Below are 25,437 nucleotides of genomic sequence, written 5' to 3' on the forward strand. Positions count from 1 at the left end.
ATCTCCGGGCTCGCCGGGGCCTCTTCTTCTGTGTGCGGGGAGAGTCTTCGGGTGGTCGTCCTGGTCGCGGCGGGTGCCGCGGCGCCGAGCTTCCGGTCCTCAGCGGACGGATCGCCCGCGCCCGGGCCGGGCGCGGGCGGCCGTGTCCTCAGGAAAGGGAGGCGATGAAATAGATGACGATGCCGATCAGGGCGAGCACCTCGGTCAGCACGAACGTCGAGTACCCGATCGTCTGCAGTTTCCCGCTCGCTTCCGGCTGGCGCGCACTTCCGTTGATGACGGCCGCGAAGATCAGGCCGACGCCGATTCCCGGGCCGATCGCGCCCAGTCCGTAGCCGATGGCCGCGAGGCCCGGGTTGAGGTTGGCCGCCTGGGCCAGAATGGCGTCACTCATGGACATTCCCCTTCACATCGGTCCACGCGCACGCTCGCGTGGAGCAGCGGTTCTGTGGTCACACCGGACAAGGGATCAGGGCTGGGCGAAGGCGTCGGAAACCGGCGGCTGTCGTCGAAGCGGGCAGATCTCGTCGGGCAGGGGAGGCGACCGGTGGTGATTCCCGGCAATCGGGAGGTCCGGTCAAACCCAGGATATCACGTCGAATCCTTCGCCGCCGGAGAATTCGCGCGGGCGGCCCACCCCGTCGGCCGGAGCCGGACCCGGCGGCCTCGACTGTGTCCACTGTGGTCGGTCACGGCGACCCGCTTGGCGGTCACACCGCGGCGGCGAACTCACACGCGAGACCGCGGGCCGATCACCGCCATGCGCGCGGGCACGTGTCGCGATCGTCCGTGCGCTCGCCGTGACGGGCCGGCCGGACAGAATCCCGGCGGACGCTCGACCTCTCGCCTTTGCCGGAGTGCCTGCAGTTCTGCTTCCCGGCGGCGGCGGAGCCGAATGCCGTCAAGTCCCCGCAGCCACTCGGATGAGCGCCCGACAATAGCAAACCTGAATCTTTTTCAGGCTAATAACGGCGCCTATACCACGCGCCCCGCTTTTACCCGGAACCCACTCCGAATGCCGTTTCCGGCATCGAATGCCCACCCCGGCGGCGGGCTCCGGCGCGGCCGCGCGCGCCGGGCCGTCCGCGAGCGCAACCAGGTGATCACCCTGCGCCCACGGCGTAATGCCACCTCACCAGGCCGTGCAAGCCCGTCGCCGCGCTACCTGCGTAGATCACAACTCGCTGTCGGAGTGCTGGCACCACCATTAATGGTGGAGCTAACACCACCACGCCCGGCGATGTCCGAATACATCCATACCCAGGCCGTCCACCTGGTGAAACTACTCACGGGTTCGGCGATTCACTGGTCCGAACGGAGGTACCTAAGCCACCAGCCCTCTGCCACTATCTCCGAAAAATACATCGTCGGGTGATCCGGCCAAGAGATAAAGGCATCGGATCAACCGAATCTGGGGGTAGGTCTGAGTGCAAATCGAACTGCTAGGCGCCTTGGAAATAAGATCGGGTGGGAGAATTCACGCAATACGCGCCAAAAAAGTTCGGACATTACTGGCGATGCTGGCGCTGTCGCCGGGACGTCCGGTGTCCTACGAGCAGCTGGCGGACGAACTGTGGGGCCCGCGGTCGCTCGCCAACTCGCGCAACGCGCTGCAGGCGAACATCGCGCGGCTGCGGCGGCTGTTCAAGCCGATCACGGACGCGAACGGGGAGGAGCTCGTCCGGACCACCTACAGCGGCTACCAGCTCGAGGTGCCGGCCGAGTCGATCGACTCGCACCGGTTCCTCGAACTCGCGCGGCGCGGCACCGCCCTGGTGGGCTCCGCTCCGCACGAAGCCGTCGGCATCCTCCGCGAGGCCCTGATGCAGTGGCGGGGGCCGGCCCTGATGGACGTCCAGGAGGGGGTGCGGTGCCGGGCGGCGGCCACCCACCTCAACGAGCGGCGCCTCGCGGTCCAGGAGGACCTCATCGCCGCCCGGCTGGCCGTCGGCGAGCAGCACGACATCGTGCACGAGCTGCGGCTGCTGGCGACCGAAAACCCCGGCCGGGAACGGCTCAGCGAGCTGCTGATGCTCGCGCTGTACCGCTCCGGGCAGCAGAGCGAGGCGCTGTCGGTCTTCCACCACACCAGCAAGTGGCTCGGCAACGAGCTCGGCCTCTCACCCGGCCGGGCGCTGAAACAGCTGTACCAGGCCATCCTGGTCCAGGACTGCATGCTCGACTGAACCGCAGGGACGGCACCTCCACCGGCCGTCCCTGCCGTCGTCCCGCCCTGGTTCGGTCCCGTTCCGGGCGCATCCGCCTCCTTTCCCCGCCGTGGTTTTCGTGATCACCGGTCGTGATCATGACGCACCGGGATGACCGACCGCTGACAGCTCGCAGACACGGGCCTTCGTCAGCGTTCGGTCAGAGGGCGGTCATCTCCCCCGGCTAGTTTCCGGCGAGGCCGAAGTTCGCCCGAAACCCAGGAGTCATCATGACAGCGGCAGTGTCCGAGCGCAGGGAACAGATCCGCGCGATCGTCCGCGAGCACCTCGAACTCGAGGACAGCGAGCTTTCCGAGACGAGCAACTTCATCGAGGACCACGAAGCCGACTCGCTCACGCTGATGGACGTGCTCGCGGCGCTGGAGAAGAAGTTCGGCGTCACGATCGACCAGGCGCAGTTCCGCCGGATGACCGATCTGAACAGCGCCTACGACGTCGTCGCGGAATCCGCGGGCTGGTAGGGAAATCCGATGAGCGAACAGTCTGCCGCACCCGGGCGCCGGGTGGTGATCACCGGCTGCGGGGTGGTGTCCAGCCTCGGCACGGGCGTCGACGAGTTCACCGCGGCCCTGCGCGCCGGGCGCAGCAACGTCCGGCCGATCAGCGTCTTCGACACGACCGGCTTCGAGCACGACAACGGCTGCGAGGTCGTCGGGTTCGAGCCCGAACGCTGGATCCGGAACGTCGACATCGAGTCGCTCGGCCGCGCGAGCCGGTTCTCCACCGCCGCCGCCCGGCTCGCGGTCGCGGACTCCGGCATCGACCTCGACGTGCTGCGGGAGGCGCGCTGCCTGCTGTCGGTCGGCACGACCGACGGCGAGTCGCACGAGCTCGACAGCATGGTCTCGCTGGAGATCGCGGCCGGCCCGGAGGCGATGAGCCCGCGGCTGGCCCGGCGGACGTCGGCCGGCCGGCTCGCCACCTCGATCGCCCACGAGCTGCAGCTGTCCGATGTGGAGGTCGGCAGCATCGCGACGGCCTGCTCGGCCGGCAACTACGCGATCGGCCACTCGTTCGACGCGATCCGGCTCGGGGAAGCCGACTTCGCGTTGTGCGGTGGCGCGGACGCCGTCTGCCGCAAGACGTTCACCTCCTTCTACCGGCTGCGCAGCATCGCACCGGACTACTGCCGCCCGTTCGACAAGAACCGGCTGGGCATCCTGACCGGCGAGGGCGCCGGCATCCTGATGCTGGAGAGCCTGGAGTCGGCGACCGCGCGCGGTGCCCGGATCTACGGCGAAGTGCTCGGCTACGGCCTGTCCTGCGACGCCCACCACCCGGTGGCCCCGCACCGGGGCGGCATCGCCCGCTGCATGGAGCTGGCGCTGGAGAACGCCGGCGTCAAGCCCGCGGAGGTCGACCTGATCTCGGCGCACGGCACCGGCACGCACGCCAACGACAAGACCGAGGCCGCGGCGATCCGCGAGCTCTTCGGCGAGGACACCCCGCGCGTGGTGTCGATGAAGTCGATGCTCGGGCACTCGATGGGCGCGGCGAGCGCGCTGGCCGCGATCGGCTGCTCGGTCGCCATCACCGAGGGCTTCATCCCGCCGACGATCAACCACGTCGAGACCGACCCCGAGTGCGCCGTCGACTGCGTGCCCAACGTGGCGGTCGAGGCGGACCTGCGGATCGTGCAGAACAACGGCTGGGCGTTCGGCGGCAACAACTCGGTCGTGCTGATCGGCCGCTACGACGGACCGCGGGAGGCGGTGGCATGAGTACCGCGACCCCGGCCGCTCCGGTGATTTCGGCCTGGACGGCGATCTCGCCGTTCGGCCACGACCGCGGCTCCTTCGCCGACGGAATCCGCACGCGGACGTCGCCGGTGTCCACACTGGACACCGAGCGCTGGACCCGCGGGCCCGGCGAAACGGCGGCCACCGTGCCCGGCTTCGAGCCGCGGGAGTTCCTCGGCTCGAAGGGCACCCGGGCGATGAACCGCGTCAGCGGGCTGGCCGTCGCCGCGGCGAAGCACCTGCTCGCCGACATCGGCGTCGAACCGGGCGACGAGCGCGACGACATCGGGTTCGTGCTGGGCACCACGACCGGCAGCGTCCAGAGCATGATGGACCTGACCCGGGCGTCGCTCACCGGCGACAAGCCCGACCACGTCGAACCGGCCGCGGTGCCCGGCTGCGTGATGAACTGCGCCGCCGGGCAGGCCGCGATCTGGCACGGGCTCAAGGGCCCGAACGCGACGATCGCCGCGGGCCGGACCACCGGCCCGCACGCGCTGAACTACGCGCGGCGGCTGCTGCGGACCGGCCGGGCCACCCGGGTGCTCTGCGGCGCCGCCGAGGAGTACTCCCCCGCCCGCGCCTGGGTCGAGCACCACCGCCGCGGCGGGGGCGACCCGGTCGTCATCGGCGAAGGCTGCGCGATGTTCCTGCTGGAACCCGCGGAGCTGCGGCCGCCCGGCCGCCGGGTGCTGGGCACCCTGGAGGGGTTCGAATCCCGGGTGTGCCTCGACGGCGACCTCGCCGGGACGGTCACCGTCGCGGTGCGGAAGCTGCTCGCCGCCGCCGGGGTGGCGCCCGAGCAGGTGTGGGCCGCCACCGGCAGCGGCTTCACGGACTCCCGCGGCGAACCCGTCGAGACGGTGGCGCTGCGGAGTCTCTTCGGCGACGCGGCCGTCGACCGGGTGCCGCCGGCGGACCTGCTCGGGGACACCGCGTCGGCGAGCGCGATGTTCCAGCTCGCCGCCGTCCTCAGCGTCGCCGGATCCGCCGGGCGGGCCGGTGCCGGCCACACGGTCGTCACCACCTGCGACGACGACGGCTCGGTGGCGTGCACGCTGCTGCGGCTCGGCGAGCCGGCATGAGCGCCCCCAAGGTCGCGCTGGTCAGCGGCGGCTCGCGCGGCATCGGCCGCGCGGTCGTGCTGAGCCTCGCCGAAAGCGGCCACGACATCGCCTTCTGCTACCGCTCGGACGAGCAGTCCGCCGACGTGCTCGCCAAGGAGGTGCACGACCTCGGGCGGCGGGCGGTCGCGACACAGGTCGACGTCACCGACCGGGAAGCCGCCGCCGAGTGGGTGGCCGCCACGGCCGCCGGCCTCGGCGTCCCGGACACCGTGGTGACGTCGGCGGGCATCACCCGCGACGGCGCGTTCGTGACGATGACCGAGGACCGCTGGACCGACGTGCTGCGGACCAACCTCGACGGCGTCTACAACGTCTGCCAGCCGGCCGTGTTCCTCATGCTCAAGCAGCGCCGGGGCAGTGTCGTCACGCTGTCCTCGGTGTCCGGCGTATACGGCAACCCGACGCAGGTCAACTACTCGGCGTCCAAGAGCGGCGTGATCGGCTTCGCCAAGGCGCTGGCCAAGGAGGTCGGCCGGTTCGGCATCCGGGTCAACGCGGTCGCGCCCGGCCTGATCGAGACCGACATGACCGCCCAGATGACGGACAAGGCCCGCGAGAAGCTGCGCGCGGCCATCCCGCTGGGCCGGTTCGGCACCGCCGGGGAGGTCGCCGGCCTGGTGGCCTACCTGGCGTCCGACCGCGCCGCCTACATCACCGGAAGCGTCTTCGAGATCGACGGCGGCCTGGTCGTCTGAGGGGGAGATCCACAGTGGACACCGATAGCCCGAACTTCATCGCGCGGCTGAAGACGGCCGCGCTCGGCTCGGCCGAGCACCCGCTGGTCTTCCTCGGCAACTTCGAGGTCGAGGAACTGTGGGCGGCCGACGAGCTCGGCCTGCCGCGGGTGTCCGCCGCGGGCAGCACCGCGGTGGTCAACAGCATGGACGAGTTCGCGCTGCTGCTGGGCGGCAAGGGCGACCACGTCGTACTGAAGCACGCGCCCGATCCGGACTACCACCGCTACCTGCTCGACCTCGGCTTCGAGCTGCCCGAGGTGCACGTCGTGGCGGCACCGGACCCGGGGCGCAACGTCACCCAGGACGCACTCGCCGACCCCGCGCTCGTCGCGGCGCTGGCGGAGCTGGCCACGGACGGGGCGCACCTGCTCCCCCACGGCGCCTCGGCGGTCGAGGAAGAGCTGGCGGCCCGCACGGGCGTGCCGCTCGCCACCCCGCCCGCCGCGCTCTGCAAGGCCGTCAACAGCAAGGTCTACAGCAGGCAGCTGGCCGACGAGCTCGGGCTGCGGCAGCCACCCGGCTGGATCTGCGACACCCCCGCCCAGCTGGCCGACGCGGTGCCGGAGGCGGCCAAGGTGCTCGCCGAGGGCGGCACGGTGGTGGTGAAGGAGGCGTTCGGCGTCTCGGGCAAGGGCATCTCCGTCGTCACCAGCGAGCAGCGGCTGCTGCGCCTGCAGCGGATGATCGAGCGGTCCGCGCAGAAGGCGGGCCGTGACCGGATCGCGCTGGTCACCGAGACCTGGGTCGCCAAGCGCGCCGACCTGAACTACCAGTTCACGGTGGGCCGGGGCGGCTCGGTGCGGTTCGACTTCGTCAAGGAGGCCATCACCGAGAACGGCGTCCACAAGGGACACCGGATGCCGCCGCGCCTCGACGAGGCCCAGCACAAGGTGATCCGCGACGCGGCGGACGCGCTCGGGGCCCGGCTCGCGCAGGACGGCTACTACGGCGTCGTCGGCGTCGACGCGCTGGTCGAGCCGGACGGCGGGATCTTCCCGGTGCTGGAGATCAACGCGCGCAACAACATGTCGACCTACCAGGTGCCGCTGCAGGAGCGGTTCGTGCCCGCCGGTGCGGTCGCGATGGCGCGGCACTACCCGGTGCGCCTGGCCGCTCCCCTGCCCTTCGCGCGGCTGCGCGAGACGCTCGGCGACCTGCTGTTCGCCGGGTCCGGGACCGGGCTGCTCGTCAACAACTTCGCCACGGTCAACGCCGGCGCCGGTCTCGCGGCCGCGGGCGAAGCGTTCGCCGGGCGCCTGTACGGCGTCCTCATCGGCCCGTCGGCGGAGCCGCTGGACGAGCTGGACCGCCGCATCACCGACCGCCTCGCCACCCTCGCCGCGGAACAACTCCCGACCCCGTCGTGAGTGGTAAGGCGCGTTCTAACTCGCCTTGCCACTCACGACCACCCACGTCTCAGGAGACCACCAGCATGAGCACCAGCACGTCCGTCCCGGCGTTCGCCGTCATTTCCGGGGCGCAGGTCAACGACGTCCTCAGTGGACAGGAAAAGCTCGTCATCGACCTGATCGAGTCGGCCTACCGCCTGCACGGCGCCGGCGACACGGTGAACCCGCCGTCGTACTTCCTGCGCTTCCCCGACCGGCCGTCCTCGCGGATCATCGCGCTGCCGGCGTCGGTCGGCGGGGACATCGCGGTCGACGGGCTCAAGTGGATCTCGAGCTTCCCGGAGAACGTCGCGAGCGGGCTGCCGCGGGCGTCGGCGATCCTCGTCCTCAACGACCGGGAGACCGGCTATCCGCTGGCCTGCCTGGAAAGCTCCATCATCAGTGCCACCCGCACGGCCGCGTCGGCCGCGCTCGCCGCCGACTGGCTGACCCGCGACCGGGCCCGGCCCGCCCGCCTCGGCATCGTCGGCACCGGCCTGATCGCCCGCTACATCCACACCTACCTCGCCGCCGGCGGCTGGGACTTCGACGACGTCGGCGTGTTCGACCTGAGCACCGCGCACGCCGAAGGGTTCCGCGGCTACCTGACCGCCGCCGGGCAGGCGTCGGTCACCGTGCACGAGTCCGCCGAGGACCTGATCCGCGGCAGCGACCTGGTCGTGTTCGCGACGGTCGCCGGGGAGCCGCACGTGCACGACCCGGCGTGGTTCGCCCACCACCCGCTGGTCCTGCACGTCTCGCTGCGCGACCTCTCGCCGGAGGTGGTCCTGGCCTCGACCAACGTCGTCGACGACGTCGAGCACTGCCTGAAGGCGAACACGTCGGTGCACCTGGCCGAGCAGCGGACCGGCGGCCGGGAGTTCCTCTCCGGGACGCTGCACGACGTGATGACCGGGAAGGCCACCCTCCCGGAGGACCGGCCACTGGTCTTCTCCCCGTTCGGGCTCGGGGTGCTCGACCTCGCCGTGGGCAAGCACGTCTACGACCAGCTGCGTGCTTCCGGCGAGCTGCGGACCGTCGACGGGTTCTTCCACGAACTCGACCGGTACGGCAAGCGCTGAGGAGGGCCCGGCGTGCCGATCATCACCGCCCCGCAGGACTTCAACACCGACGACCTGTTCGTCGACCTCCGCCGGTTCGCCGGCCGTCCGCTGTTCCTCAAGTGCGAGGGCTTCAACTTCGCCGGGTCGATCAAGGTGAAGGCCGCCCGGTCGATGGTCGCCGCGGCCGAGCGCCGCGGCGACCTGCGGCCCGGCTCGACGCTCGTGGAGAGCTCGTCCGGCAACCTCGGCGTCGCGCTGAGCCTCGTCGCCGCCAGCTCCGGCTACCGGTTCGTCTGCGTCACCGACTCGCGGTGCACGCTCGGCGCCCGGCAGCTGATGGAAACGCTCGGCGCCGAGGTCCGCATCGTCACCGAACCGCACCCGGAGCACGGGCTGCTCGGCGCGCGCATCGAGCTCGTGCGGCGGCTGTGCGCCGAGCGCGGGTACGTCTGGCTCAACCAGTACGAAAACGCCGGGAACTGGCGCGCCCACTACGAAACGACCGGGCCGCAGATCGCCGCGGCCTTCCCGGACGCCGCCGTCGTCTTCGTCGGCGCCGGGACCACCGGAACGCTCATGGGGTGCGCCCGGTACCTGCACGAGCACCGGCCCGGCACCCGGGTGGTCGCGGTCGACACGGTCGGCTCGGTGACCTTCGGGACGCCACCGGCGCGCCGGATGATCCCCGGGCTGGGCACCGGGATCCGGCCGCCGATGCTCGACCTCGCCCACGTCGACGACGTCGTGCACGTCGAAGAGGCGGACACCGTGCGCACCTGCCGGGCGCTCACCCGGGAGGGGTTCTGCTTCGGCGGCTCGACCGGAACCGTCGTGAGCGGCGCCCTGTCGTGGCTGGCCGCGCACGGGGAAACCGGGACGGCGGTGGCGATCGCGCCCGACCTCGGCGACCGCTACCTCGACACCGTCTACCACGACCAGTGGGTGGCCGACCTCTACGGCGAGGACCTCATCGAGGACGAGCGCCGAGTCCACGCTCTGTGATCCACCACACACGGCCTAGCACCACCGCGGATCCGGGACTCACACCCCGTGAACGAACGGTCACGGTTCACTAGACTCGAACACATGCGCGGATAGGAACGACCGCGAACGCCGCATGCCCATCGGGTCGAACGGGGACGATCGTGAAGCCTTCGCTGGCCGTCCGCGCCTCCTGCTGGTCCGCCGACCACGCCGGCGCGGTCGTCGCCCTCTGGCTGGTGTTCGTGGCCGTCACCGAGCTGCCGGGGCTCGCCGGCGGGCACCGGCTGGGCGACGGCTCCCTCGCCGACCCGGACGTGGCGGCGACCTGGTGGCCGCTGGTCGCCGCGCCCGTCGCGGTGCTGCTGAGCGCGCCGTTCTCCCGGCTGCTGCTCGTGTCCGCGCTGTTCACCACCGTGGTCACGACGGTGTCGGCGGCGCTGCTGGACACGGTTTCCGAGTCCGTCGCGGTGGTGCCGCGCACCGGCGACGCGGCGCTGCTGGTCGTCGTCACGGTTTCGGTCCAGCACATGCTGTTCGCCTTCCACCGCCGCCGGGAGGCGCTGGCCGGCGGGAACGACGCGGCGCGAGCCGCGCGGATCGTCGCGAGCACGGCGGGCAACGCCGCCCTCGTCTCCGGCAGCGGCGTGGCCGCATCGCTGGCCGCGCTGGCGCTCGCCGGCACCGCGGAGCTGAGGCCGCTCGCCACCGCGGTGCTCGTGACCGTGCTGGTGTCGGCCGTCGCCGCGCTGAGCCTGCTGCCCGCGCTGAACGACCTCGTGCTCAGCGCACCGAAGCCCCTTCCGCGGCAGCCGCCGTCGCAGTGGAAGGTCGGCGCCCCGCCCCGGTTCGTGCGGCCCGCGATGATCGCGGCCGGCGTCCTCGTCCTCGGCGCCGCCGCGGTGCACGGCTCGCTGCGGATCTTCGCCCCCGGCCACCCGGGCTCCCGCCCGCTGGCCGAGGACGTGGACGCGGGCGGTGTGGTGGTGTTGCTGCTCATGCTGGGCGTGGCCACCCTCGTCGTCTACCGGCGGCCGGTGGTGGCGCTGTCGACGCTCCTGCTGAACGGCGTGGCCGCGCTCGCCGGGCTGGGCATGCTGGCCCTGCTCGTCGACCCGCTGCCCGGCTGGGCACCGATGGTCCTGGTGGTCGTGCTGCTCGTGCCGGCCAACCACCTGCAGGTGTACCTGCTGCACCGGCTGCGGAGTGAAACCCTGGCCGGCATGTCCCGGCGCAACACGGTGGCAGACGCGTGCCGCCGGGCCTGGTCGGCATCCGGCGGCGCGCTGCTGGTGACGGTGGTGATGTGGCTGGTCTGGGGCCTGACCGAAAGCGGTGACGTCCGCGAGTTCGCCCTGGCGACCGCGGCGATCCTGGTCGTCGACACCTTCGTCGTCCGGTTCTACCTGCTGCCGCGGCTGGCGGTGCTGGGCGGCCGGACGAACTGGTGGCGGATCAGGGGCCCGAAGGACGCCCGGTGAGGTCGAGGAACACTTCGTCGAGCGTCGGGCGCCGCAACGCGAAGTCGGTGTACTCGACACCCGCGTCGCGCAGGGCCGCGGCCGCGGCCGCGATACCGCCGGCGGTGTCGGGCAGCTCGACCGCGATGCTCCGCTTGCGTTCGTCGACGGACACCGCCGAGGCCGAAACGCGCGACAGCGCCGACACCGCGGGCTGGAGCCACTTCGGGTCGGCGACCGCGACCTCGAGCCGCTCCGCGCCGATCTTGCGCTTCAGCTCGTCCGCCGTTCCCTCGGCGATCACCCGGCCGTGGTCGATCACCACGATGTGGTCGGCGAGGTAGTCCGCTTCCTCGAGGTACTGCGTCGTGAGCAGGACCGTGACGCCTTCGTCGACCAGGCCCCGCACGATCCCCCACAGCGTGCTGCGGCTCGCCGGGTCCAGGCCGGTGGTCGGCTCGTCGAGGAACAACACCGACGGGCGGCCGATCAGGCAGGTCGCCAGGTCGAGCCGCCGCCGCATGCCGCCCGAGTACGTCCCGACCGCGCGGTCGGCCGCCGCGGTCAGGTCGAAGCGCTCGAGCAGCTCGGCGGCCCGCTTCCGGGCTCCGCGCCGTCCGAGGTGCAGCAGCGTGCCGAGCAGCTGGAGGTTCTGCCGCCCGGTGAGCAGCTCGTCGACCGCGGCGTACTGGCCGACCAGGCCGATCCGGCGCTGCACCTCCTTCACCTGCGTGGCGACGTCGAAGCCGGCGACCCGCGCGGTGCCGCCGTCCGGGCGCAGCAGCGTCGCGAGGATCCGGACGGTGGTGGTCTTGCCCGCGCCGTTGGGGCCGAGCAGGCCCAGCACCGAACCCGCGGGCACCCGCAGGTCGATGCCGGCCAGTGCCTCGTGACTGCCGAACCCCTTGCGCAGCCCGGTGACTTCGATGGCCGCTTCGCGGTCGAGCTCGCCGGTCGCCATCAGCCGGCGTCCCGCAGGCTCTTCGGGCGCAGGTCGGTCCACGTCGCTTCGACGTGGGCGAGCGCCTCCGCACGGGAACTCTCCCCCTGCGCCACCGTCCAGCCCGCCGGCACCGCGGCGAACACCGGCCAGAGGCTGCGTTCTTCCTCGGCGTTGACCAGCACGAGGAACCGGCCGTTCTCATCGTCGAAAGGACTCGTCACTGCACATCTCCGTTGTCTCGGTCGGCTTGCTGTCATGGTGTTCGGCTCGGCTGACGGCCCGCTGACCGCCACCTGACTACGCGATGGTCCGGTACTTGCGGAAGCTCAGCCCGCCCGCGACGGCCAGGGTGACGACCAGGGTGATCGCCACGACCACGCCGGGGTGCTGGGCCGGGAACCCGGTCTCGTCGACCGGGGTGCCCCACAGCCGGCGGACCGCGGTGGTCACCGAGCTGACCGGGTTCCACTCCGCGACCGGCCGCAGCCACCCCGGCAGCCGGTCGGTCGACATGAAGGCGTTGGAGAGGAAGGAAAGGCCGAGCGTCGCCACCGCGCCGATGCCGTCGATCGCCTCCGGGTTCCGCAGCGAGAGGCCGAGCAGGATGCCGACCCAGATCATCGCGTAGAGGAACACGACGAGCAGGGCGAGCCCGCCGAGCAGCGGCAGCACCCCGGTGTGCACCCGGCCGCCGACGAGCAGGCCGGACGCCACGGTGACGGCGAGGGCGATCAGGCCGACCACGAAGTCGCCGAGGGAGTGCCCGATCAGCACGGCGGGCCGGGTGATCGGCAGCGAGCGGAAGCGGTCGGTCAGGCCGCCGTTGAGGTCGGTGGCCACGGCGATCGCGGTGGGCGCGATGCCGGCCAGCCCGACCTGCATCAGCGCGGCCGGGAACAGGAACTCCGGGTAGCTGCCGCTGCCCGGCACGATCACCGCGTCCTTGAACACGTACCCGATGGCCAGCATGGTGATCAGCGGGTTCAGCGTGACCGCGAGCAGGCGGCCCGGGACGTTGCGCAGGTGGGTGAGGCGGCGCCCGGCGAGCGCCAGCACCTCGACCACGGCGCCGGAAACCCGCCCGGTCCGCGCCGGGGCAGTCACAGTCATTCGTCCTCCTCGGAAGAGCCGTCCAGAGCGGCGGCGACGATCCGGCCGATGGCGGCCTGGGCTTGCGGGTGCATCATGAATTCGTGCCCGCAGTCGATGCGGTGCGTCTCGATCTCGCCGTCGACGTACGGCGACCACTGGCCCGGCCGCGCGGCGAGGTCGTCCTCGGTGCGGCCCTCGGCCGCCAGGAACAGCCGCAGCCGCCCCGAGAAGCGGGCGGGCTCGTACCGGAGCGCGAGTTCGCCGTTGTTGCTCATCACGTCGAGCACGCGCGCCATCCGCTCCTCGCCGATCCCGGCCAGCCGCGACCCGCCGCGGCCCAGGACGCCTAGGACGTCCGCCGGGGACAGCGCGGCGCCGGCGTCCGCGTCGAAACCGAGGTGCTCGAGGAAGCTGACGAGCAGTTCCTGCTTCGTCGGCGGCGTCTGGTCGGCCGGGCCCGCCGGGAAGCTGTCCAGCACGAACAGGCTGTCCACCCGCTCGCCCGCTTCCTGCAGCTGCACGGCGATCTCGTGCGCGAGCAGCCCGCCGAACGACCAGCCGAGCAGGTGGTACGGGCCGGCCGGCTGGATTTCGCGGATCCGGGCGGCGTACTCCTCGGCGACGTCCTCGACGCTGACCGGCAGCTCGCCGCCGGAGCCGACGTTCGGCGACTGCAGCCCGTACAGCGGACGGCCGGGATCGAGGTGCTGGACGAGCCCGAGGTACGGCAGGCTCAGCCCGAGCCCGGCGTGCACGCAGAACAGCGGCGCGCGGTCGCCGGCCGGCCGGATCGGCAGCACCGGGGCGAACGGGTCGAGCACCTCGCCGGTGTCGTCGCCGGACGCGGCCAGCGCCGCCAGGTGTTCGACGGTCCCGTGCGTCAGGACGTCCGCGACGGTGAACCGCAGGCCGGCGTTGCGGGCCAGCGCGACCAGCCGCACCGAGAGCAGGCTGTTGCCGCCCAGTGCGAAGAAGTCGGCGTCGACGTCGACCGAGGGCAGGCCGAGCGTCTCGGCGAAGGCCAGCCGCAGGACCTCTTCGGCGGGCGTCCGGCCGTCCGCCTTGGTCCTCGGTGCGGGCAGCTGCGCGTGGTCGAGCTCGCCCGCCGCGGTGAGCGGGACGGCGGGGAGCTCGACGATCGCCGACGGCACCGCGAAGTCCGGCAGTTCCCGCGTCAGGTGCTCACGCAGGTCTCCGGTGCCGCCGCGGGGCACGACGTAGGCGACGAGCTGGTCGTCGCGGACCACGACCTCGGCCGCGGCGACGCCCGCGTGCCGCAGCAGCGCGGTCTCGACCTCGGCCGGCCGCACGGCGAACCCGCGCGCCCGCACGGTTCCGGCGGCCGGCTCCAGGGTGCCGTCGAGGCGGCGGCGGACCAGCTCGCCGGTGCGGTACATCCGGGCGCCCGGGGTGAACGGGTCCGCGACGAACCGCGCCGCCGTGCGGCCGGGTTCTCCCGCGTAGCCGCGGGCGAGGGCCGGGCCGGCGAGCCAGAGTTCGCCGTGGGCGCCCGGGGGAACCGGCCGGAGCGTCTCGTCGAGGACGTAGGCGTGGTGCGGGTGGGGCAGGCTGTGCACCTCCGCTCCGGCGCGGGACAGCCGTTCGGTGAGCGGGGCGGGAAGCGGTTCACCGTCGACGATCAGCCGGACGCCGGCGAGGGTGTGCTCGTGCCGGGCGGCCAGGGCCCGGACCTGGTGGCCGGTGGCGAACAGCACCGCGGGCAGTTCGCCTTCGAGCAGCTTCGCGAGGGCGGCGGTGTCGCCGGTTCCGGCCTCGACGAGGTGCACCGAGCCGCCCGCGGCCAGCGCGGCGAGGACAGCCGGAATCATGTCGGCCGGCCCGGGGACGATGACGCGGCTGCCGTCCGGAATGGACTTCCGGAGGGCGGCGACGGACTCGGCGAGGGCGCGGCGGGAGAGGATGGTGCCGTCGGTGCGGTGCACGGCCGCGTGTGCGGGCGCCACGGCACGGCCGGTTTCGTCCTCCGGGCGGGCGACCTCGATCACCACGCCGGGCTCCTCCGCCGGGTCCGCCAGCCGGTAGGCCGCCCCCGCCGCCAGCGCCGCCAGCACGTGGACCACCCGATCCACCGGCGATTCCGCCGCGACGGTCACCGTCCACTCCGGACCGGCTCCGCCGTCCGCCAGCTTGCGTGCCTCCGTCGTCACGCGGCGGCGCAGCTGGGCGTGGCTGAGCCGGCCGGCCTTCGAGATCAGTGCCGGGCCGCGGGTGTTCCGCAGCGCCGGCAGCTCCGCCGGTTCCCCGGAAAGCACCGGCAGCCCGGCCTCCGAATCCAGCTCGATCCCGCTCAACGGCAGCTGCGGGTCCTCCGCGACCGCCGCCAGCAGCCGGTTCAGCCGGTCCGCCAGCAGGGCCGCCGTCTCCGGGGTGAACAGGTCCGCGCTGTACTCGATGCTTCCCTCCAGCCCGCCGTCGCCGGGGCGTTCGCCGAGCTGGAACGTCAGGTCGAACTTGAACTTCGCGCCGGTCGGCGGCAGGATCTCCGGCCGCACGCGCAGCCCGCCGATCTCGAACCGCGGGTCCGGGACCTCGTAGTAGGACAGCATCACCTGGAACAGCGGCTGCCGGGACAGGGAACGGGCGGGCCGCGCCCGTTCGAGCAGCAGCTCGAACGGCAGGTCCTGGTGCGCGTACGCCTCGAGGTCGGTGTCGCGCACCCGGGCGACGAGCTCGGCGAACGTCGGGTTGCGGCTCGTGTCGGTGCGCAGCACCAGGGTGTTCACGAAGAACCCGACGAGGTCGTTCGTCACCTCCTCCGAGCGGCCCGCCACGAGGCTGCCCAGCGGGATGTCCGTGCCCGCGCCGTGCTTGGTGAGCAGCGCGGCCACCGCCGCCTGCACCACCATGAAGACGCTGGCGCCGGACCGGCGGGCCAGCGCGGTCAGTCCCTTGTGGACCGACGCGGGGACGTCGAAGCCGGCCGAGCCACCGCGGAAGGCGGTGGCGCCCCGGCGCGGGAGGTCCGCGGGCAGCCGCAGCTCGTCGGGGACGCCGTCGAGCGCGTCGCGCCAGTACGCCCACTGCCGGTCCGCCGCCTGCCGGTCGTCGAGCAGCTCGCGCTGCCAGACCGCGTAGTCGGCGTACTGCGCGGGCAGCTCCGCCCAGCCGGGGGCGGCTCCCCGCACCCGGGCGTCGTACGCGGTGGCCAGGTCGCGGGCCAGCACGTCGACGGACCAGCCGTCACCGGCGATGTGGTGCAGGACGAGCAGCAGCACGTGCTCGTCCCCGACGGCGTACAGGGTGGCACGCAGCGGACGGTCGGCGGCGAGGTCGAAGCCCCGGCTCGCCGCGGCTTCGAGCGTCGCGGTGAGCTCGGCCTCGGTGACCGCCGCCGTGCCCAGCAGGCCCGGGGCGGGCGGGAGCACCTGCTGGTACGGGACGCCGTCGACGTCGGGGAAGACCGTGCGCAGGATTTCGTGCCGTTCGGCGACGTCGTCGAGCGCGGCCGCCAGCGCGGCCGGGTCGAGGTCCCCGCCGAGCCGGACGGCCAGCGGGATGTTGTAGCCGGCGCCTTCGAGCCGGTTCAGGAACCACATCCGCGTCTGCGCGTGGGACAGCGGGATCCGCTCCGGCCGCTCCAGCTTCCGGAAGCCGGCGCCCGCCTGGCCCGCGGAGACGAGCCGCCCGGCGAGCCTGCTGACCGTCCGCGCCTCGAACAGGTCCCGGATGGACAGTTCGGCGTCCAATGCGGACCGGACCCGGCTGACGACCGAGTTGGCCAGCAGGGAGTGCCCGCCGATGACGAAGAAGTCGTCGTCGATGCCGACTTCGGCCACGCCGAGCACGTCGGCCCAGATGGCGCAGAGCGTCGCTTCGACCGGGGTGCGCGGCCCGCGGACAGCGGTGCCGGCGTGCTGTTCCGGGGCCGGCAGGGCCTTGCGGTCGATCTTGCCGTGCGCGGTCAGCGGGAAGCGGTCGAGGGCGAGGTAGGCGCCCGGGACCATGTACGCCGGCAGCTGCGCGGTCGCGTGCGTGCGCAGTTCCTCGGCGGTGGCGGAACCGGTGACGTAGGCGACGAGCCGCTTGTCGTTGCCCGTGCCCTGGACGGTGACGACCGCCTCGCCGACCGCGGGGTGCGCGGCGAGGCAGGCTTCGATTTCGCCGAGTTCGATGCGGTGCCCGCGGATCTTGACCTGGAAGTCGCGGCGCTCGACGAACTCCAGCTGACCGTCCGCGCGCATCCGGACCCGGTCGCCGGTGCGGTACATCCGCGTCCCCGGCTCGCCGAAGGGATCCGCGACGAACACGGCCGCGGTCTTGGCGGGGTCGCCGACGTATCCGCGGCCGACCACCAGGCCGCCGACGAACAGCTCGCCGATGGCCCCCGCAGGCGCCGGGCGCAGTTCGTCGCCCAGCACGTACAGCCGGGAGTTGCGCACCGCACGGCCGATCGGCACCACGTCGACGCCGGACCGGATCACCGCGTGCGTGACGTCGTCCGAACACTCGGTCGGGCCGTAGGCGTTCACCAGCGGCACGTCCGGGAACCGCGCGAACCAGCGCGCGCACAGGTCCGGCGGCAGCGCCTCACCCGTCACGACCAGCCACCGCAAGCCCGTGACATCCGGCTGCTCGGCGAGGTCCCAGGAATCCAGGGCGGCCCGCAGCAACGACGGCACGACCTCCAGCACCGAGACACCTTCGGCGGGGATCAACCCGAACAGCGCGTCCGGATCCGCCGCCACGACCCGCGACACCACCCGGACCCGGCCGCCGACCAGCAGCGGTGCCAGCATCTGCCACACCGAAACGTCGAACGTCACCGGCGCGTTCTGCACCACCACATCGGAGGACGCCAGGCCCAGATCGTCCACTTTGGCCAGCAGGTGGTTGACCATCCCGCGGCGGTGGACCATCGCCCCCTTCGGGCGGCCGGTCGAGCCCGACGTGAAGATGACGTAGGCCAGGTCCAGACCGGCGTCGCCATCGGAAACCGGGGCCCACTCGACGTCTTCGGCGTCGTCCAGCACCACGATCCCGGTGCCGTCGCCGGCGACCTCGGCCGCCAGGTCCGCGAAGCCCGCACCGACCACAATGGACGCGGCGCCGGAGTCGGCCAGCAGCCCGGCCAGCCGGGCCACCGGCAGCGTCGGGTCCAGCGGCACGTAGGCCGACCCCGACCACAACACACCCAGCACGGCCGTCACGAACCCCACCCCGGGATCGGCCAGGATCCCGACGACGCCACCACCCAGCCGGCGGGACAACGCACTCGCCCGGCCGGCCAGCGACGCGTAGGACACCCACGCGCCACCGTCGGACACGGCAGGCGCGTCGGGGGAAGACAGCGCGAATTCGCGCACCCGCGACACCACATCCGGGCCGATCGGCCCGGTGACACCGGCGCCGCGCTCCAGTTCGCCCTCGGGTACCACGTCGATCGCGCCCAGCGGCACCGAAGGATCGGCGAGCGCGGTGTCGAGCAGGTGCCGGAACATGCGGGTGATCAGGCCGACGCGCCCGGCGTCGAACGCCTCGGGCGCGTAGTCGAAGCGGAAGGCCAGTTCCCGGCCCGGGTTGACGACCAGGCTGAGCGGGTAGTGGCGGGAGTCCTCGGTGACCGCGTCGAGCACGCGCACGTCGTCGCCCAGGAGCACCTCGGTGCCCTGGTCGTCCGCGGGCACGTTCTCGAAGACGATGGCGGTGTCGAACAGCTCGCCGGTGCCGGCCAGGGCAGGCACGTCGTGCTGCACCTCGGCGAGGCCGACGTGCTGGTAGGCCGACATCGTGGCCTGCTGGTCGCGCAGGGAGACCAGGAGCTCGCCGAGGGTGCCCGCCGGGTCGAGACCGGCCCGGACCGGCACGGTGTTGATGAACATCCCGACCATGGTCTCCACGCCCGGCAGCTCCGCCGGGCGCCCGGACGTGACCGACCCGAACACGACGTCCCGCCGTCCGGTGAGCCGTCCGGCCATGATCGCCCAGCAGGCCTGCACGACGGTGTTCAGGGTGAGCTCGTGCCGGCGCGCCCAAGCCACCAGTTCGGCGGTCTCGTCCCGGGTCAGCACCAGTTCGGCCGACGCCGGCACCGCCGTCAGGTGGCCGTCGAGCTCGGGCGCCACCTTCGTGGGCTCGGTGAGGCCGTCGAGCACCTCGCGCCAGGCCCGGCGGGCTTCCTGCTCGTCCTGGCGGCCGAGCCAGGCCAGGTAGTTCCGGAACGGGGCGACCGCCGGCAGCGCCGCGTCCGGGCCGTGCGTGTACAGCGTGGCCAGCTCGCGGATGAGGATCGGCACCGACCAGCCGTCGGTGGCGATGTGGTGGGCGGTCCAGAGGAACCGGTACCGTCCGGCCGCGACCTTGATCAGGGTGAACCGGACCAGCGGCGGGTGCGCGAGGTCGAACCGGCGCGCCCGGTCTTCGGCCGCCAGCCGGCCCAGCCGTTCCTCGCGCTCGGCCTCGGGCAGCACGGACAGGTCGATTTCGGTCCACGGCAGGGCGACCTCGGCGGCGATCAGCTGCACGGCGTCGCCGCCGCGGCGGTGCCGGAAGTAGGCGCGCAGGGTCGCGTACCGGCGCAGCAGGGCGGCGCACGCCCGGCGCAGCGCTTCGACGTCGAGCGGGCCGGCGAGGTCCGCGGTGGCCTGCACGGTGTAGACGTCGACGCCGTCGGGGTCGAACTCGGAGTGGAACAGCAAGCCCTGCTGCAGCGCGGAAAGCGGCCAGGCGTCTTCGATGCGGCCGCCCGCCGGGGCCAGCTCGCGCAGTTCCTCGTCGGTCAGCGTCACCAGCGGGCCGTCCGGCACCGCGACCACGTCGGCCGCCGGCTCGCGCACGGTGACCTGCTCGGCGATGGCGGCCGGCGTCCGGCGCTCGAGGATGTCGCGCGGGGTGAGCTCGATGCCCGCCGTGCGGGCGCGGCCGGCCACCTGGATCGCGCTGATGCTGTCGCCGCCGAGGGCGAAGAAGTTGTCGTCGATGTACACCCGCGGCACGGACAGCACCTCGGCGAGGATGTCGCAGACGACGGTCTCGACGGTGTTGCGGGGACGGCGCCCGACGACCTCGGCCCGGAAGTCCGGGGCGGGCAGCGCCGCGCGGTCGACCTTGCCGTGTTCGGTGAGCGGCAGCTCGTCGAGCACGACCAGCGCCGAAGGCACCATGTAGTCCGGCAGCAGCTGCTGGGCGGTGCTGCGCACGGCGCCGGCGTCGATCGGGCCTTCGCCGTCGACGCCGACGAGGTAACCGGCCAGGCGTTTGCCGCCGTCGGCGTCGGTGAGCACCCGCACGACGGCGTCCAGCACCCCGGGCACCGACCGCAGGACGCTCTCGATCTCGCCGAGCTCGATGCGGTGCCCGCGGATCTTCACCTGGAAGTCGCGGCGCTCGACGAACTCCAGCTGACCGTCCTCCCGCATCCGGACCCGGTCGCCGGTGCGGTACATCCGCGCACCCCGGCCACCGAAGGGATCCGCGACGAACACCGCTGCCGTCCGGGCCGGGTCGCCGACGTAGCCGCGGCCGACCACCAGGCCGCCGACGAACAGCTCGCCGATCGCCCCCGCGGGCACCGGACGCAGTTCATCGCCCAGCACGTACAACCGGGAATTCCGCACCGCACGGCCGATCGGCACCACCTCGACACCGGACCGGATCACCGCGTGCGTGACGTCGTCCGAACACTCCGTCGGACCGTAGGCGTTCACCAGCGGCACCTCCGGGAACCGCGCGGACCACCGCGCGCACAGATCCGGCGGCAACGCCTCACCGGTCACCACGAGCCACCGCAGACCCGAGACGTCCGGCGGCTCGGCCAGGTCCCAGGAATCCAGTGCCGCCCGCAGCAGCGACGGCACGACCTCCAGCACCGACACGCCTTCGGCGCGGATCAGGCCGAACAGCGCGTCCGGGTCGGCCGCAACCGTGCGGGAGACCACCCGGACCCGGCCGCCGACCAGCAAGGGGGCCAGCATCTGCCACACCGAGACGTCGAACGTCACCGGAGCGTTCTGCACCACCACATCGGAGGACGCCAGGCCCAGGTCCTCCACCTTGGCCAGGAGGTGGTTGACCATGCCCCGGCGGTGCACCATCGCGCCCTTCGGGCGGCCGGTCGAACCCGACGTGAAGATCACATAGCCCAGGTCCGGACCGGCATCGCCGCGGGGAACCGGGGCCCACTCGCGGTCTTCGGCGTCGTCCAGCGCGACGACCTCCGCGCCGCTGCCGGCCGCCGCCACCACGGAAGCCGCCAGCTCCTCGAACCCGGCGCCCACCACCACGGCGTCCGCGCCCGCGTCGGCGAGCAGCCCGGCCAGGCGGGCCACCGGCATCCCGGCGTCCAGCGGCACGTAGGCCGCTCCCGACCACAACACGCCCAGCACGGCCGTCACGAACCCGACGCCCGGCTCGGCCAGCACGCCCACGACCCCGCGGGACGGAAGCCTGCGGGACAGCGCACTCGCCCGGCCGGCCAGGGCCGCGTAGGAAACCCAGTCCTCGCCGTCGGCCACCGCGGGCGCGTCCGGCGAGGCCAGCGCGATGTCGCGCACCCGCGACACCACATCGGCCCCGACCTCCCCGGCGTCCCCGACCCCGGCCGCCAGCAGCTCGCCGAGCTCGTCCGCCGACACGACGTCGACCGAGCCCAGTACCGCCGAAGCGTCGGCCTCGGCGAGCCGGCCGACGAACCCGGCCAGCCGCTCGAGGTGGGCCGTGACGCCGTCGGCGTCGTACAGGTCGGGGTTGCCGTTGAGGTGGATCTCGATGATGTCCTCGGTGACGTCGAGGACGGTCAGCGACAGGTCGTTGGTGATCCCGGTCGACAGGTTCATCACGCGCGTGTGGCACGCGCCGAGCCGCAGGCCGGGCTCGGGCGGCAGCACGTTGACGAACGGGCCGCCGAACGGGCGGCGCTCGTCGCTGCGCACGCCGATGTCCCGGCGGATCTGGTTCACGTGGTAGCGCTGGTGCTTCAGCGTCGCGGCGAGCTCGCCCGACGCCTGGGCCAGCAGCTCGGCGATCGTCGTCTGCGGCTCGACGACCATCCGCAGCGGGAGGTAGTTCGCGACCATGCCCGGGGTCGCCCGCGAGCGCACGCCCGCGCGCGCCGCGACCGGGACGGTCAGCAGCAGGTCCTTGATGCCGGACAGGCGTTGCGTGTAGGCCGCCATCGCGGCGATGAAGAACGTCGGCAGCGTCACCTTCGCGCCCGCGGCCGCCTCGCGCACGGCCTTCGCCGTCTCCGCGGGCAGGGTCATCGTGCGGCGCAGGAAGCCGCGGGCCGGCGCCGGTTCCTTGCCGGACAGGCTGACCAGGTCGGGGGTCGTGTCGAAGTGCCTGCTCCAGAACGCCTTGTCGCGCAACCGGTGCGGGGAGTCCTGGTAGGCCAGGTCGGCGTCCAGCAACAGCCGGAACGGCGGCAGCGCGGTGCGCCCGGGGTCGTCCCCGGTCAGCAGCGCGTTGTAGAGCTCGCCCAGCCGGCGCTGGCAGATGGCCGCGCTGAAGCCGTCGCCGATGAGGTGGTGCGTCGTGAGGTACCAGAAGTGCCGCTGCTCCCCCACCTTGATCAGGGCGCCGCGGAACAGCGGGAAGTCTTCGAGCGAGAAGGGGTGCCGCATGTCTTCGTGCATCCAGTCGAGCGCGGCGGCTTCCGGGTCGGCTTCCCCGGTCACGTCCGGGTAGCGGATCGGCAGCTCGGCCAGCGGCTCGATGAGCTGCCGCGGTTCGCCCTCGACCTCGACGAACCGGGCGCGGAAGCATTCGGCTTCGTCGGCCAGCGCGCGCAGGGCCGCGCCGAACACCTCGACGTCCAGCGGGCCGGTGATGTCCAGGTAGTCCGCCATGGCGTAGGCGAGGCCGCCGCCGGAGAGCTGTTCGTCGTACCAGACGTCGGTCTGTGCGGTGGACAGGGGCAGGAACGCGTCGACCGCGGTCATCAGGGCACCTCGAAGAGTGTTTTGGCGTACGGGAATTCGTGGTCGGCGCCGTCGAGCAGCGCTTCGGGGCCGTAGTTGTCCTTGACCCACTGGTCCTGGTAGATCGTGTCCAGGTAGCGGTCACCGAGGTCGGGCGAGATCACCACCGCCGTGTCCGCGTCGTTCTCCTCCAGCCAGCCCAGCGCGCCCGCCAGCACCATGCCGGAGCCGCCGCCGAGCAGGAAGCCGCTCAGCGCGAGCCGCCGGCACGCGCGGATCGCGGCCGACTCGTCGACCCGCACCAAATCGTCCACCAGGGACATGTCGATGACCGGGAACCGGACGCTGGTGCGCACCGCCGAGCTGCGCCGGGCGGCCCGCGGCCCGGGGCCGACGCACTCGACGGCCACGATCCGCACCTGCGGCCGCACCTGGCGCAGGTAGCGGGCGCAGCCGGTCAGCGTGCCGGCCGAGCCGACACCGACGAAGAGCACGTCCAGGTCGGGCACGGTGCGCAGGATGTCCGGGCCGGTGGACCGGAAGTGGGCCATCCAGTTGCCGGCGTTGGCGTACTGGTCCAGCCAGGTGTGGCCGTCGTTCTCCGCGCACAGGCGGCGGACGAGCCGCAGGCCGGCGGCCGGGTCGGGGGCGACCAGCACCTCGGTGCCGAGGTTCTGCATCAGCTGCCGGGTGAGCAGCGTGCTGCGCGGGTCGGTGACGCAGACGAACCGGTACCCGCGGCTGGCGGCGACCAGGCTCAGCGCCACGCCGAGGTTGCCCGACGACATCTCGACGATGGTCGAGCCCGGGCGCAGCACGCCCGCGCGTTCGGCCAGTGTCACCATTTCCAGCGCCGGCTTGAGCTTGCTCGACCGCGCGAAGTTGAAGCCCTCGCACTTCATCAGGACCCGCCGGCCCACGATGCGTTCGAGGTCGACGTACAGGTCCGTGACGTCGAACTCCTCCGGCCTGGTGATCACCTGCACGACGCACCTCCGGTCGGTGTTTTCGCCTGGTGGGCGGGAAAGGGCTCGCCGCGCCCGACCTTTCCGGCGAGCAGGCCCTGGAAGAGGGTGAGCTTCTGGATGTTGCCGGCGCCTTCCATGAACTCGACCCCCCGCGCGTCCCGGACGAGCTTGTCGAGCACGGCGTGGTCCCAGCGGGCGCGCGGCCCGAAGAAGCTGCAGGCGGCCAGGGTGGCTTCCTCGGCCAGGCGGCACGCTTCGGCCTTGGCCGCCGAGGCGAGGTGGCCGCGGGAGCCGTCGGCGTCGACCTCGATGGCCGACAGGTGCACGAGGTGCCGCACGCTCGCGATGCGCTGGGCGAGGGCTTCGAGCCGGTCGCGCTCGGCCCGGTCGAGCCGCAGCCGGCCGGCGAGCACGGCGTCGTGGGCGGCCTCGGCGATGCCGACCGCGATCGCGGCGACGCCGGGACGCAGCCGGTTGAAGGTCTGCACGCAGGCCCACATCCCGCGCCGGGCGGGCGAGCGGTCCCGGCCGAGCACGCGTTCGGCGGGTACCGCCACCCCGTCCAGCGTCACCTCGCAGATCCGCGCGGCGCGCAGCCCCAGTGTCTCGATCGGCTCGGCGCGGTACCCGGGATCCGCCGTGTCGACCAGGACCGCGGTGACGCCCAGCGGGCCGGGCCCGGTCCGGGCGAACACCACACCCAGCGCGGCCCGTGCGGCGTTGCCGACGTACTTCTTGCGGCCGTCGAGCCGGTGAACCTCCTCTGCCGCCGGGGAAAGCGCCGTTTCCAGGGCGGCGGCGTCGGACCCGCGGCCGGGTTCGGTGAGCGCGAAGAACGTCCACGTGGGACGCTCCAGGAGCCGTCCGTAGAACCATTCCTTCTGCTCGCGGTCGGCCAGCACGTCGACGAGCACGCCGGACATCGACGCGCCGGGGCTGGCGAGCATCAGGCCGGCGTCGCCGCGGGCGAGCTCTTCGAGCACGACCACCCGTTCGATCGCCGTCATGCCGTGGAAGCGGTGCCCGCCGAGGCGCAGACCCGCGCCGCCGTACTCCGCCGGGATCAGCATGCTCGCGAGGCAGCGGACCCCGGCCAGGTCCAGGTGTGCGCCGACGCCGTCGGGGTCGAGGTCGAGGGCGGCGCCCGCGGTGCGGAACTCCGCGCCCCACTCGCGGGCCGCGTCCCGCAGCGCCCGCAGCCGGTCGTCCAGCACCGTCGCCGTCACGCCGCGGCCTCCGGGGTGTAGGCGCCGGCGAGCAGCTCGGACACGTCCGCGACCTCGCCCGCGCCGCCCCGGGCGAACCCCGCCGCGCCCAGCAGGCGCAGCAGGACCCGGTCGGTCTCGGTGAGCCGGGTGTGCAAATAGGACAGTGCCGCCGGGGCCGGGGTGTCCGCGGTCAGCGCCGCACGCACCTGGAGCTGCCCGGTCAACGCTTCCGCGACCGCGCCCTGGACCAGCTGGCGGCGCAGCAGCGTCGTGTCGCCGCTCTGCCGCCCGCCGAGGTAGTCCAGGGCCGCGTCGAGCAGGGCACCGGACAGGCCCAGCCGCAGCCACACCGACCCGATCGCCAGGACCGGGCCGGTGGGGCCGGCGGCCCGGCCGGTGCGCGCGAGGACCACGGTGCCGCCCGGCAGCTCCGCGGTCCGGACCACGAGCACGTCGCCGTCCACCGGCCCGGCCGGGAGCACCGCGACACCGCCGGTGCCGAACACCGGCGCCCCCGCCGGCAGCGCGGCGTGCAGCACCGCCAGCGCCGGGCCCATCCCTTCCGCGCGCGCGGTGTCGTGGCACCGCAGCCAGGTCGCCGTGATCGGCGGCGAGATCGTGGTCATC

17 protein-coding genes are annotated in these 25,437 nt (G+C 72.9%); 9 read left to right on the forward strand and 8 right to left on the reverse strand.

What is annotated here, in order from left to right; translation table 11 throughout:
* Window positions 1-148: 148 nt before the first annotated feature.
* The gene (locus OO60_RS27485) at window positions 149-394 is read right to left on the reverse strand and encodes an ATP synthase subunit c family protein (RefSeq protein ID WP_004559863.1); all 246 of its coding nucleotides are present in this window, start codon (window positions 392-394) and stop codon (window positions 149-151) included.
* A gap of 1,033 nt (window positions 395-1,427) precedes the next feature.
* Between OO60_RS27485 and OO60_RS27490 the strand changes: the two genes are divergently transcribed.
* From OO60_RS27490 to OO60_RS27530, 9 genes are all read left to right on the forward strand, one after another.
* The gene (locus OO60_RS27490; protein WP_167346739.1) at window positions 1,428-2,186 is read left to right on the forward strand and encodes an AfsR/SARP family transcriptional regulator; all 759 of its coding nucleotides are present in this window, start codon (window positions 1,428-1,430) and stop codon (window positions 2,184-2,186) included.
* 251 nt (window positions 2,187-2,437) lie between these two features.
* Window positions 2,438-2,689, forward strand: a complete 252-nt coding sequence (locus OO60_RS27495; RefSeq protein ID WP_033262382.1) for an acyl carrier protein — start codon at window positions 2,438-2,440, stop codon at window positions 2,687-2,689.
* A 9-nt stretch (window positions 2,690-2,698) separates the two neighbouring features.
* Complete coding sequence (locus OO60_RS27500) at window positions 2,699-3,949, forward strand: beta-ketoacyl-[acyl-carrier-protein] synthase family protein (RefSeq protein WP_033262383.1); 1,251 nt, start codon at window positions 2,699-2,701, stop codon at window positions 3,947-3,949.
* Window positions 3,946-5,052, forward strand: coding sequence for a beta-ketoacyl synthase N-terminal-like domain-containing protein (locus OO60_RS27505; protein WP_004559858.1), 1,107 nt, complete (start codon window positions 3,946-3,948; stop codon window positions 5,050-5,052). The genes OO60_RS27500 and OO60_RS27505 overlap by 4 nt, the downstream gene beginning before the upstream one ends.
* Window positions 5,049-5,789, forward strand: a complete 741-nt coding sequence (fabG, locus tag OO60_RS27510) for a 3-oxoacyl-ACP reductase FabG (RefSeq protein ID WP_004559857.1) — start codon at window positions 5,049-5,051, stop codon at window positions 5,787-5,789. The genes OO60_RS27505 and fabG overlap by 4 nt, the downstream gene beginning before the upstream one ends.
* A gap of 14 nt (window positions 5,790-5,803) precedes the next feature.
* Window positions 5,804-7,198, forward strand: coding sequence for a preATP grasp domain-containing protein (locus tag OO60_RS27515; RefSeq protein ID WP_004559855.1), 1,395 nt, complete (start codon window positions 5,804-5,806; stop codon window positions 7,196-7,198).
* 65 nt (window positions 7,199-7,263) lie between these two features.
* A complete protein-coding gene (gene sbnB, locus OO60_RS27520; protein WP_004559853.1) occupies window positions 7,264-8,301 on the forward strand; it encodes a 2,3-diaminopropionate biosynthesis protein SbnB in 1,038 nt (345 codons plus the stop codon).
* A 12-nt stretch (window positions 8,302-8,313) separates the two neighbouring features.
* Entirely contained in the window at window positions 8,314-9,285 is a 972-nt protein-coding gene (gene sbnA / locus OO60_RS27525) for a 2,3-diaminopropionate biosynthesis protein SbnA (protein WP_004559850.1), read from the forward strand.
* Window positions 9,286-9,428: 143 nt separating this feature from the next.
* Window positions 9,429-10,745 carry an MMPL family transporter gene (locus OO60_RS27530; RefSeq protein WP_033262384.1) on the forward strand — a complete coding sequence of 439 codons (1,317 nt, stop codon included), beginning with the start codon at window positions 9,429-9,431 and terminating at the stop codon, window positions 10,743-10,745.
* Here the strand turns inward: OO60_RS27530 and OO60_RS27535 are convergent.
* The 7 genes from OO60_RS27535 to OO60_RS27565 all read right to left on the reverse strand — a co-directional run bounded on the left by OO60_RS27535 (window position 10,720) and on the right by OO60_RS27565 (window position 25,436).
* Entirely contained in the window at window positions 10,720-11,685 is a 966-nt protein-coding gene (locus OO60_RS27535; RefSeq protein ID WP_004559425.1) for a daunorubicin resistance protein DrrA family ABC transporter ATP-binding protein, read from the reverse strand. The genes OO60_RS27530 and OO60_RS27535 overlap by 26 nt on opposite strands.
* Window positions 11,685-11,888, reverse strand: a complete 204-nt coding sequence (locus OO60_RS27540) for an MbtH family protein (RefSeq protein ID WP_004559426.1) — start codon at window positions 11,886-11,888, stop codon at window positions 11,685-11,687. The genes OO60_RS27535 and OO60_RS27540 overlap by 1 nt, the downstream gene beginning before the upstream one ends.
* Window positions 11,889-11,964: 76 nt before the next feature.
* Window positions 11,965-12,777 (reverse strand): ABC transporter permease, encoded by an 813-nt coding sequence (locus OO60_RS27545; RefSeq protein ID WP_240490857.1) that lies wholly within the window; start codon window positions 12,775-12,777, stop codon window positions 11,965-11,967.
* Complete coding sequence (locus OO60_RS27550; protein ID WP_033262385.1) at window positions 12,774-22,655, reverse strand: non-ribosomal peptide synthetase; 9,882 nt, start codon at window positions 22,653-22,655, stop codon at window positions 12,774-12,776. The genes OO60_RS27545 and OO60_RS27550 overlap by 4 nt, the downstream gene beginning before the upstream one ends.
* Window positions 22,655-23,620, reverse strand: a complete 966-nt coding sequence (locus OO60_RS27555; RefSeq protein ID WP_003089499.1) for a pyridoxal-phosphate dependent enzyme — start codon at window positions 23,618-23,620, stop codon at window positions 22,655-22,657. The genes OO60_RS27550 and OO60_RS27555 overlap by 1 nt, the downstream gene beginning before the upstream one ends.
* Complete coding sequence (locus OO60_RS27560) at window positions 23,611-24,828, reverse strand: acyl-CoA dehydrogenase family protein (RefSeq protein ID WP_033262386.1); 1,218 nt, start codon at window positions 24,826-24,828, stop codon at window positions 23,611-23,613. The genes OO60_RS27555 and OO60_RS27560 overlap by 10 nt, the downstream gene beginning before the upstream one ends.
* Entirely contained in the window at window positions 24,825-25,436 is a 612-nt protein-coding gene (locus tag OO60_RS27565; protein WP_033262387.1) for a hypothetical protein, read from the reverse strand. Before OO60_RS27565 ends, OO60_RS27560 begins: the two co-directional genes overlap by 4 nt.
* Window position 25,437 lies beyond the last annotated feature (1 nt).

The organism is Amycolatopsis vancoresmycina (genome assembly GCF_000716785.1).
Taxonomy (GTDB): Bacteria; Actinomycetota; Actinomycetes; order Mycobacteriales; family Pseudonocardiaceae; genus Amycolatopsis; species Amycolatopsis vancoresmycina.